At 64.1% G+C, this 9,286-nt stretch carries 7 protein-coding genes; 6 read left to right on the top strand and 1 reads right to left on the bottom strand.

All coding sequences use genetic code 11. From position 1 onward, the window contains the following. Positions 1-87 precede the first annotated feature (87 nt). From typA to L0G76_RS11455, 3 genes are read left to right on the top strand one after another with little or no spacing between them, the layout of a single operon-like run. Complete coding sequence (gene typA / locus L0G76_RS11445) at positions 88-1,998, top strand: translational GTPase TypA (RefSeq protein WP_304357346.1); 1,911 nt, start codon at positions 88-90, stop codon at positions 1,996-1,998. 34 nt (positions 1,999-2,032) lie between these two features. Beyond that, a complete protein-coding gene (locus tag L0G76_RS11450) occupies positions 2,033-3,361 on the top strand; it encodes a PIG-L family deacetylase (RefSeq protein ID WP_304357347.1) in 1,329 nt (442 codons plus the stop codon). A 13-nt stretch (positions 3,362-3,374) separates the two neighbouring features. Then, positions 3,375-5,132, top strand: coding sequence for a VanW family protein (locus tag L0G76_RS11455; RefSeq protein ID WP_304357348.1), 1,758 nt, complete (start codon positions 3,375-3,377; stop codon positions 5,130-5,132). A 16-nt stretch (positions 5,133-5,148) separates the two neighbouring features. Here L0G76_RS11455 and L0G76_RS11460 read toward each other — a convergent pair whose 3' ends face one another. After that, entirely contained in the window at positions 5,149-6,228 is a 1,080-nt protein-coding gene (locus L0G76_RS11460) for a GNAT family N-acetyltransferase (RefSeq protein ID WP_304357349.1), read from the bottom strand. A 190-nt stretch (positions 6,229-6,418) separates the two neighbouring features. Between L0G76_RS11460 and fdxA the strand changes: the two genes are divergently transcribed. The 3 genes from fdxA (at position 6,419) to L0G76_RS11475 (ending at position 9,267) form a co-directional block, all read left to right on the top strand. Next, positions 6,419-6,742, top strand: coding sequence for a ferredoxin (fdxA, locus tag L0G76_RS11465; protein ID WP_092101879.1), 324 nt, complete (start codon positions 6,419-6,421; stop codon positions 6,740-6,742). A gap of 3 nt (positions 6,743-6,745) precedes the next feature. Then, a complete protein-coding gene (gene dapC, locus L0G76_RS11470; protein ID WP_304357350.1) occupies positions 6,746-7,867 on the top strand; it encodes a succinyldiaminopimelate transaminase in 1,122 nt (373 codons plus the stop codon). A 116-nt stretch (positions 7,868-7,983) separates the two neighbouring features. After that, entirely contained in the window at positions 7,984-9,267 is a 1,284-nt protein-coding gene (locus tag L0G76_RS11475; RefSeq protein ID WP_092101874.1) for a citrate synthase, read from the top strand. Positions 9,268-9,286: the final 19 nt, after the last annotated feature.

A 9,286-nucleotide genomic window follows, 5' to 3' on the forward strand; every position in this document is an offset into this window, starting at 1 on the left:
CCACCTGTCATTTCCGGCAACCGGGTGGCCGTATAATGGTCTGTTGGGTCCGCACCGGACCAATCTCTCTAGTTCATAAGGTTTTTGATGACTGAAGCCATCACGCGTCGGGAAAACCGTCGCAACGTCGCAATCGTCGCCCACGTCGACCATGGCAAGACCACTCTGGTCGACGCCATGCTCCGCCAGACAGGTGTGTTCAGCGAACACGGTGATTTTGCTGAACGCGTCATGGATTCCGGAGACCTCGAACGCGAGAAGGGCATCACCATTCTCGCGAAGAACACCTCAGTCCTCTACAACGGACCATCCGCCGGTGACGATCACATCGTCATCAACGTCATCGACACGCCGGGTCACGCCGACTTCGGCGGTGAGGTCGAGCGCGGCCTGTCTATGGTCGACGGCGTCGTCCTCCTCGTCGATGCCTCGGAGGGCCCTCTGCCCCAGACCCGCTTCGTCCTGCGCAAGGCGCTGGCTGCGAAGCTGCCGGTCATCCTCCTGATCAACAAGACCGACCGTGCCGATGCCCGCATCGACGGAGTCGTCGAAGAGGCCCAGGACCTGCTCCTCGGCCTGGCCTCCGACCTCGCGGAGGAGGTCCCCGATCTCGACGTGGACTCTGTCCTCGATGTGCCCACGGTCTTCGCTGCGGCGAAGGTTGGGGCGGCCTCGCTCGAACAGCCCGCCGATGGTGAAGCACCGTCGAACCCGGACCTCGAGCCGCTGTTCAAGACGATCCTCGAGACCATTCCGGCCCCGGAGATCAACGATGACGACATCCTCCAGGCGCATGTGACCAACCTCGACGCTTCGCCGTTCCTCGGCCGTCTCGCCCTGCTGCGCATCTTCGGCGGCACCCTGCGCAAGGGCCAGCAGGTCGCATGGGCTCGTGGTGACGACATCAGTTCGGTCAAGATCACCGAACTCCTCGAAACCCAGGGACTCGACAGGGTTCCGGCCACCGAGGCGTCGGCCGGCGACATCGTCGCTGTGGCCGGCATCCCCGACATCATGATCGGTGACACCCTCACCGACATGAACAACCCGAAGCCCATGCCCGCGATCACCATCGACGATCCCGCGATCTCGATGACCGTCGGCATCAACACCTCGCCCCTGGCCGGCCGCGAGAAGGGCACCAAGGTCACTGCCCGCCAGGTCAAGGACCGCCTCGATTCCGAGCTCGTCGGCAACGTCTCGCTCAAGGTTCTGCCGACCGAACGCCCCGACGCTTGGGAGGTTCAGGGACGTGGCGAGCTCGCGCTGGCCATCCTCGTCGAGCAGATGCGTCGCGAGGGCTTCGAGCTCACCGTCGGCAAGCCCCAGGTTGTGACCAAGGAGGTCGACGGCAAGGTCCACGAACCCTTCGAAGAGCTCACGATCGATGTTCCTGAGGACTACCTCGGCGCCGTCACCCAGCTGATGGCCAGCCGCAAGGGCGTCATGTCGACCATGACGAATCACGGCACCGGCTGGGTCCGGATGGACTTCACCGTCCCGGCACGTGGACTCATCGGCTTCCGCACGCGGTTCCTCACCGAGACTCGCGGCACCGGCATCGCGAACTCCTTCTCCGCCGGATACGGTCCATGGGCAGGCAGCATCGAACTGCGCATCAGCGGATCCCTCGTCGCCGACCGTCCGGGAACCGTGACACCGTACGCGATGATCAACCTGCAGGAACGAGGCAGCTTCTTCGTCCAGCCCACCTCCGAGGTCTACACGGGCCAGATCGTGGGCGAGAACTCCCGCGCCGACGACATGGACGTCAACATCACGAAGGAGAAGAAGCTGACGAACATGCGTTCGGCCTCCGCCGACTCCTTCGAAAACCTGACTCCGCCACGCAAGCTGACCCTTGAGGAAAGCCTCGAATTCGCCCGCGAGGACGAATGCGTCGAGGTCACTCCGGGCGCAGTGCGCATCCGGAAGGTGGAACTCGACCCGAAGGAACGTGCAAAGACCTACGCGAAACTGCGTCGACAGAACGCGTGAGTTCGACCACCACCGCATGAGCACTCAGGACCCCATGACCGTCATACCCCGCATCCTCTTCGTGCACGCTCATCCCGACGATGAGACGATCACGACCGGAGGCACGATCGCCGCACTCGTCGGCGAGGGGGCACAGGTCACGGTCCTGAGTGCCACTCGTGGTGAGGCCGGCGAGGTCATTCCTGCCGACCTGAGAGGTCTGGAGGGAGATCGGGCGGGGCTCGCCCGTGTGCGTGAAGCCGAGATCGCCGAGGCGATGGCTGCCCTGGGCGTGCGCGAGCACCTGTTCCTGGGCGGAAGTGCGCACAGCTTCGAAGACTCCGGGATGGAATGGGGCGCCGACGGCCACGCTGTCGCTGCGGCCTCCATGCCGGCCAATGCTCTCTGCGCGGCCGAACCGTCGACGGTTGCCGGCTACATCGCCGCCGTCATCGACGAAGTCCGGCCGCACGCGGTCATCACCTACGCTGCGAATGGCGGTTACGGCCACCCCGACCATGTGCGAGTCCACGAGGCCACCGTCGCAGCCGTCGACACTGCCGCCTGGAGAACCGGACGTCTGCTGTTCGTCGATGTCCCCGCCGAGGTGGCCTACGAAACGTTCGATGCGCAGCAGCCCGGATTCGCCGAAACCGGTTTCTCCCCGGCCCAGACGATCCCCACCAAACCGCCCGTGAGCGAGGTCGTCGTCGCTCAGGACATCTCCTCGGTCATGGGTGCGAAACGCGCGGCATTGTCGGCCCACCGCACTCAGGTGAGTGTCTCCGGCGGCTTCTTCGCCCTGTCGAACGGCATCGGCATGAAGATCGTCGACCACGAGTACTACTCCATCGGCGCCGGAGCACCCATCTCCGAGCAGAGACTGAGCTCGGGTCCGGCTCCGCATGTGCTCACCGACCTCGACATCGACGCCTGCGAATCCCAGGATCCGAGTGTCGCCGGCACAGCACCGCTGCGCAGGCGTCGCCGTGAACCGAAGAAACCCGGCGTCTTCGCCTATGCCCACGCCGTGGTGCTGGCCGTGCTCATCGGGTTCCTCGGTGCGATGCAGCATATGAACGTGAGCGTGTTCGACCTGTGGGGAGCCGCTGTCATCCTGCCCTGGGGGGTGGGGCTGGCGCTGCTCCTGGTGACCTGCGGTCTCTGGCACCTCAAGACCATGTATCTGAGCTCCGCGCCGATGCTCGTCGCCGCATTCGTCATCGTCATCATCTCCTACGTCCTCGGCCAGCCGACGTGGCTGCCTGGCTCGGACATCATCGTGACCGGAACCCTTCGTTCAGCCGCCTGGCTGATCGGTCCGATGCTCATCGCCGCGATCCTCGCGTTCATCAAGGTGCGGCGGCCTGAAGCAGCCCGTTAGAATCGGGAGAACTATGCCGACGCAGACCCTGTCCCAACCCTCACCGAATCCCGGCGGACGACCGACCGGCTCCACGGAGACTTCGAAGCGGAGACCGTGGCTGATCGCCGTGTTCATCGTCCTCGTTCTGGCCGCCATCTACCTGGTGATCGGATTCCTCACCGGTCGAGTGCTCGCCCCTGGAACGACGGTCGCCGGCGTCGACATCGGCGGCAAGTCCACCACCGACGCGGAGGCGACTCTGCGCGAGGAATTGGGTTCACCGGCAGGTGAGGAGATCGAGCTCAAGGCAGGAAAGCCGACCGCGTCACTCGATCCTCAGGAGGCCGGGGTCAGCTTCGACATCCCTGAGACCATCGGCCAGGCCACCGGCTTCACTCTCGACCCGACGGTGCTGTGGAATCGTCTCTTCGGCGATGACGAGATCGACCCGGTCATCAGCATCGACGACACAAGCTTCGAGGACGCGACCGGCAAGGTCACGGAGTCGCTCAAGGTCGACCCCGTCGACGCCGAGGTCAGCTATGCGAAGTCCACGCCGAAGCTCAAGGACGGCGCACAAGGGCAGAATGTGTCCGCCGAGCAGGTGCGCACCGCCATCGAAGACTCGTGGCTGCGCAGCGAGGGCGCACTCCCGGTCAAGGCCACCGTGGTCGAACCGGACATCACCACCGCCGAGGCGAAGGAGGTCGTCGACGGATTCGCCGCGGACGCGGTGAGCAAGGATCTGAGCGTGAAGGCCGAACCCGCGAAGGACGCGAATGCGGATGTCGACGGCGGCGAGCTGACGATCAGTCCGGCGATCATCGCCAAGACCCTCACATTCGAACCGAAGGACTCGAAACTCGTCCCCGCCTTCGATGAGGAGGACCTGCAGAAGCGAGTTCTGGCCGCGAACACAGACGTCGGAAAGCCCGCCGAGGACGCGAGCTTCACCATCAAGGACGGCAAGCCCGAGGTGGTGGAGTCCGAGACGGGTATCGGCATCGAGAAGGACGAGCTGACCACGGCCGTCACCGACGCCATCAAGGGCGACACCGACACACCCACGGTCACACTGGCCTCGGTGAAGCCGGACTTCACGACCGAGGACGCGAAACAGGCAGACGTCTCCGATGTGATGTCCGAATTCTCCACCGGCTATTCCTCGGAGCCGGCCCGGGACACCAACCTCAAGGTCGCCTCGAAGAAGGTCTCCGGCACCGTCGTTCAGCCGGGGGAACAGTTCTCCCTCAATGAAACCCTGGGACAGCGGACAGCGGCCAGCGGGTACAAGCCCGCCGGAGTCATCTCCAACGGGCAGATGGCCGAGGACTACGGCGGGGGAGTGTCCCAAGTGTCGACGACCCTGTTCAACGCCGCCTTCTTCGCCGGATTCGAGCTCGACGAACACCAAGCCCATTCGCGCTACATCTCCCGCTATCCGGAGGGTCGGGAAGCCACGCTCGACTGGTCGTCCATCGACATGAAGTTCACGAACACATCGAAGTCACCGGTCGTCCTCGACATGTCCGTCTCCGACGGTGAGGTGCATGCGAAGGTGTTCGGCGACAAGAAGCTCAAGGTCGAGTCGGACTCCTCCGACCGGTACAACTACAGTTCACCCGGCTCCGTGACGGAATCGGGGCCCGAATGCACGCCGCAGTCGCCCAAACAGGGGTGGTCGATCAAGATCACCCGGACGATGGAGGACATCGCCTCGGGCAAGACCTCGAAGGACTCATTCGTCACCGTCTATCGCCCCGTCAACAAGGTCGAATGCGAGGACTGACGCTTTCGCGCCGGATTCAGCCTCGGGTCGCGTACCAGGACCGGTGTCGAACCGTGGCACCGAGTGATGTGAAGAGGTTCAACGAGGCCTCATTGCCGGCATCGATGTCGACGAGGTAGGAGCGGACTCCGCGCTGAGACAGGAGCGCGGCTGCGGCCCGGACGACGGACCGGCCGGCACCGCGCCGGCGCAGATCCGGATGGGTGACGAGATTGGTCAGCACGCCCCATTTGCTGCGTTCGACGATCCGGCAGCTGGCCACCATGGACCGGGTCCCGTCCGGATGTTCGGCATAGGCCGTGATGAACTGACAGGGATCGGAGGCCTCGATGAGCCCACGGAAGGCCTCCTCCGAACCCGGGTCGCGCTCACTGGCCCACGCCTCATAGTGCAGGCGACTCGGTTCCTCGCTGACGTCGATCGACAGCCCAGGTGCGGCCGCGTCACCGGGATGCGCGGCCCCAGCTGCCGCCTCGGCGGTGGCCCCTGCCAGCAGAAAAACCGGCTCGGAGGGAACGTAGCCACGAGCCGAGAGCAGTGGTGCCAGACCTTCGCAGGCCGGGGCAAGCGAGTTGGAATCCTCGCTCGAATAGATCTGGATGCAGCTTGGCTTCTGGCGTGCTGAGTACCAGGCCTCGACAGCATCGAGGCTCTGCTCCCAGTCCATACCGGTGTCCGTGACCGGAAGGCAGCTGTTGGCGCGCCTGGTCACCGATTCGGAACTGCGCAGCAGCCAGCCCTTCTGCAGCAGCCCGATGTCATTGGCACCGGCATCATCGGCACTCTCATTGCGCAGATTCTCCACGTGCAGCCAGGAGATGTCGGTGGGCAGCCACGCCGCGGCCGAGATCCTGCGCAGGTCGACGGCGGAGACGATCTCGTGGGTGCGACCCGACTTCGTGGGTGCCGGCGGAACTTCGTGGACGAGCATGACCTGGGCGCGGGCAATGCGGATCGGCCCGCGCTTCGTGGCGATCTCGACGAATGAATCGTCTGCGCTGTTGACGACGCCGAGAGCATCCGAGGTCGAATGGGTATCACCGGGTTCGAGCGAATACCGCACGACCACTCTTTTGCCGGGCTGCAGATCGTCCACTTGTCGCCTTCCGCCGAAACGTGTCTGGTGCTTTCGCCTCCACCCTAATCCAGGGCTCATCGCAGCTGCTGCAGGCGTGACGGAGGACACCTATGTGAAACCGGTGACCGGATGGGACCAGCGAGGTCAGAGGGCGTAGTCTTAGGATACATACGTGCAATCTCGTTGAGTCTTAAGAGGAGTCGTACTCGTGACGTACATCATTGCCGAGCCCTGCGTCGATCTGAAGGACAAGGCCTGCATCGACGAATGCCCGGTCGACTGCATCTATGAGGGTGAGCGCAGCCTCTACATCCACCCGGACGAATGCGTCGACTGCGGTGCCTGCGAACCCGTCTGCCCGGTGGAGGCGATCTTCTACGAAGATGACACTCCAGAGGAGTGGGAAGAGTACTACAAGGCCAACGTCGAGTTCTTCGACGAGATCGGCTCACCCGGCGGCGCGGCGAAGCTGGGCAATACCGGGCTGGACCACCCGATCATCAAGGCCCTGCCCCTGCAGCAGCACGACTGAGCCATGTCTGACCGCTTCGGCCTCAACCTCCCCGACTACCCATGGGACCGACTCACCGAGTTTCGCAACCGTGCCGCCGGGCACCCTGACGGTGCCTGCGATCTGTCCATCGGGACGCCGGTCGACCCCACTCCGCCGGTGATCCAGGCCGCATTGGCAGCCGCCGGAGACGCCCACGGCTACCCGACGACGGCAGGCACCGATGAGCTGCGGGAGTCCATCGCCTGGTGGTATCAGAACTGGCACGGCGTCACGCTCGATCCCGTCGCCGAGGTGCTGCCCACCATCGGCTCGAAGGAAATGGTCGCGTGGCTGCCCACCCTGCTGGGTCTGGGCCGGGCCGGTCTCGCCGTGGCCTGCCCGTCGGCGGCCTACCCGACCTACGAAATGGGCGCGACCATCGCCGGCGTCGACTGCCGCCGCATCGATGCGGCCGATGTCGCCGCAGGAGCCTCGCTGGAGGGGATCGGTCTGCTGTGGATCAACACGCCGGGCAACCCCACCGGTGAGGTCCTCGACACCGAGACCCTCGCCGAGGTTGTCCGTCGTGCCCGCAACGCCGGAGTCGTGCTCGCCTCCGACGAATGCTATGGCCTGCTCAACTGGGAATCCGAGTCTCCTGCTCCGAGCATCCTCAACGCCACAGGTGAGGACCACCACGGCGTGCTCAGCGTGTATTCGATGTCGAAGCAGTCGAACCTCGCCGGGTACCGTGCGGCGTTCGTCGCCGGCGACCGGGAGCTCATCTCAGATCTCACGAGATCGCGCAAACATGCCGGAATGATCGTGCCGTTCCCAGTCCAGGCCGCGATGATCGCCGGCCTGCGAGACACTGCTCACGTTTTCGAGCAGAAGGAGCGGTACCGGGCACGTCGGGAACTGCTGCGCAGCGGGCTCGAAGCCTACGGATTCCGCATCGACCATTCGAACGCGGGGCTCTACCTGTGGTCGAGCGCCGACGTCAACTGCTGGGAATCGCTGTCGGAACTGGCGGAAATCGGCATCATCGCCGGTCCCGGCGAATTCTATGGTGAGGCCGCCACCGACCATGTGCGCATCGCTCTGACAGCATCCGACGAGCGTATCGGGGCGGCAGCGCAGCGGTTGCACAAGGCGGTTGGCTGAGCCGTTCTGCAGCGCAGCTGTGATTTTCTGATTCTTGTTGTTGTCGGTAGTCTTTGAGGGAATTGTGCAAGATACCTCAGGAAATCCTTGAGGTGGGACAAGGCTGAGGAGAACATATGCCATCGGATGCGAGTCTGCAGGTCGGGGACACGAAGCTGACGCTGCCCGAGGTGGCTTCGTCCGCGGGCAACAACGGATATCGCATCGGCTCCCTGTTGAATGACACCGGGGCCGTGACCTACGACCCAGGGTTCGCCAACACGGCCTCAAGCTCGTCGGCCATCACCTACATCGACGGTGACGCAGGTGTCCTGCAGTATCGCGGCTATCCCATTGAGCAGCTGGCCGAGCATTCCAACTTCGTCGAAGTCAGTTACCTCCTCATCCATGGTGAACTTCCGACTCAGGAGCAGTTCGACGCATTCGACGGTCGACTGCGCGGACACACCATCGTTCACGAAGACCTGCGGCGCTTCTTCCGGGCCTTCCCCTACGATGCGCATCCGATGCCCATGGTGGCAGCTGCGGTCGCGGCTTTGTCGACTTTCTACCAAGATGACCTCGATGTCTTTGACGAAGGTCAGGTCGACACCTCGACATTCCGTCTGCTCGCGAAGATGCCGACGATCGCTGCTCTGGCCCACCGGAAGAACATGGGACTGCCCGTCATCCACCCGGACAACTCGCTGAGCCTGGTGGAGAACTTCCTGCGGGTGAACTTCGGCGTCCCGGCCGAGGAGTACGAGCCCGACCCCTTGGCCGTCAAGGCCATGGACCAGCTCTTCATCCTCCACGCCGACCACGAGCAGAACTGCTCGACCTCGACGGTTCGTCTCGTCGGGTCGTCGCAGGCGAACCTGTTCCAGTCGATCTCGGCCGGCGTCAACGCTCTGGCCGGGCCGCTGCACGGCGGGGCGAACTCCGCTGTGCTTGAGATGCTGCAGGAGATCTCGGCGTCCGACGATGGTCCTGAGAAGTTCATGGAGCGGGTGAAGAACAAGGAAGACGGCGTTCGTCTCATGGGCTTCGGTCACCGCGTGTACAAGAACTACGATCCTCGCGCGAAGATCATCAAGAAGACCGCCGACGAGGTCCTGGCCCGTTCCGGCGGGGACCCGCTGCTCGATGTGGCCCAGAAGCTCGAAGAGATCGCTCTGGCCGACGACTACTTCGTCGAACGCAAGCTCTATCCGAACGTGGACTTCTACACCGGCCTGATCTACAAGGCGCTCGGGTTCCCGACGAACATGTTCACGGTCCTCTTCGCCGTCGGTCGACTGCCGGGCTGGATCGCTCAGTGGCGCGAGATGATCAACGACCCGGAGACCAAGATCGGCCGCCCGCGCCAGATCTACACGGGTGCATACTCCCGCGACTACACGGACATCGACAACCGCTGATCGCAGCGCCGGTCTCAAC

This window comes from Brevibacterium picturae (genome assembly GCF_030453725.1).
Classification (GTDB): domain Bacteria; phylum Actinomycetota; class Actinomycetes; order Actinomycetales; family Brevibacteriaceae; genus Brevibacterium; species Brevibacterium sandarakinum_A.

Excerpts from the sequence above, each read along its gene's own strand:
- L0G76_RS11455 (WP_304357348.1), top strand. The coding sequence starts at position 3,375 with ATGCCGACGCAGACCCTGTCCCAACCCTCACCGAATCCCGGCGGACGA.
- dapC (WP_304357350.1), top strand. The coding sequence starts at position 6,746 with ATGTCTGACCGCTTCGGCCTCAACCTCCCCGACTACCCATGGGACCGA.
- L0G76_RS11450 (WP_304357347.1), top strand. The coding sequence starts at position 2,033 with ATGACCGTCATACCCCGCATCCTCTTCGTGCACGCTCATCCCGACGAT.
- typA (WP_304357346.1), top strand. The coding sequence starts at position 88 with ATGACTGAAGCCATCACGCGTCGGGAAAACCGTCGCAACGTCGCAATC.
- L0G76_RS11475 (WP_092101874.1), top strand. The coding sequence starts at position 7,984 with ATGCCATCGGATGCGAGTCTGCAGGTCGGGGACACGAAGCTGACGCTG.